1 protein-coding gene is annotated in these 1,111 nt (G+C 67.2%); it reads right to left on the reverse strand.

Translation table 11 applies throughout. From position 1 onward, the window contains the following. Positions 1–209 precede the first annotated feature (209 nt). Entirely contained in the window at positions 210–815 is a 606-nt protein-coding gene (locus ABD901_RS58680) for a hypothetical protein (RefSeq protein ID WP_345145092.1), read from the reverse strand. Between the last annotated feature and the right edge of the window lie 296 nt (positions 816–1,111).

Below are 1,111 nucleotides of genomic sequence, written 5' to 3' on the forward strand. Positions count from 1 at the left end.
GGCCTTGGAGAAGCCCATCGTCAGCGCAGGTAGTCCAAGCCTGATCGCAGTCGAGAATCCCAAAGCCACTCCCCGGACCAGCGCCACCACGCCCTAATGCATCGGCCACTCTCGGGTATTTGGTCGCGGTGGGTTACGTGCTGAGCGGCTGCCGGGCCCACCGGTCGGCGACGACATGGCCGAGCCCGATGGGGCCGCTACGGTACTGGTCAACCGGTAGAGCTAGTTCGATTCAAAATCGAGTGGAAGCGGTTGGTGGTGACGTCCAGCTGGTGGCCCACGCAGGTGTACTTCGACGGGTCGTCGCTCGCGGTGAAGTCCGTCGTCGTGTTGATCCCGAGGCTCGGCGCGCTGAGGGTGGCCTTGCCGTCGCTCTTCAAGTCGGTCCACGCGATGCTGCCGCCGGCGGTGTGCACGTCGGCGGTCACCGTGGCGTTGACCGTCAGCGTCACGTGCGTCTTGGTGCCCTGCACCTCGGGGTCACCGGACAACGTGGAGTTCGTGTAGGTCAGGGTGGCCTTGCCGTCCCTGCTGAACTTGGCCTCCCAGCCATTCTTGTCCAGTTTGAACGGCACGTCGCCGATGCCCTGCATCGGCACCAGCTCGGTGTGGCTGGTTGTCACCCAGGTGCCGACGAGGCACTCGTCGATCGCGGCTGGGGCCTTGGGGTCGGCCCCATTGCTCCCGCCGGCGCTGGTGTTGCTGCCGGGGTTCGCCACCGGGTCGGTCTTGGGGTTGTCATTCTTCAGCGCGGCCACCACGACGATCGCGACGACCAGCAGCGCCAGGACGCCGGACATTGCCAGCACCGGCACGAGGTAATTGTTCTTCCTCGGCGGGGCCGGCGAGGGGCCGTACTGCCCACCATGTGTGGCCGGCGGGAACGCGGGCGGGCCGCTGGCCTGGCCCGGGAAGGACGGTCCGGAGCCGGCGGGGTAACCGGCATAGGGGCCGCCGCTGTACGGTACGCCGCTGTAGGGCGACCCGCTCGTCGGCGATTGCGGCCCCTGTGGGACCCCTCGATAGGTGCGGCAATGCAAGCAGTAGCCGTTCGCATCAACGCCCATGCCGCCGCAGGTTGGACACGGCTGCACGTCTGCCTCCAAGATTT

The sequence above is a fragment of the Dactylosporangium darangshiense genome (genome assembly GCF_039537565.1).
GTDB lineage: Bacteria > Actinomycetota > Actinomycetes > Mycobacteriales > Micromonosporaceae > Dactylosporangium > Dactylosporangium darangshiense.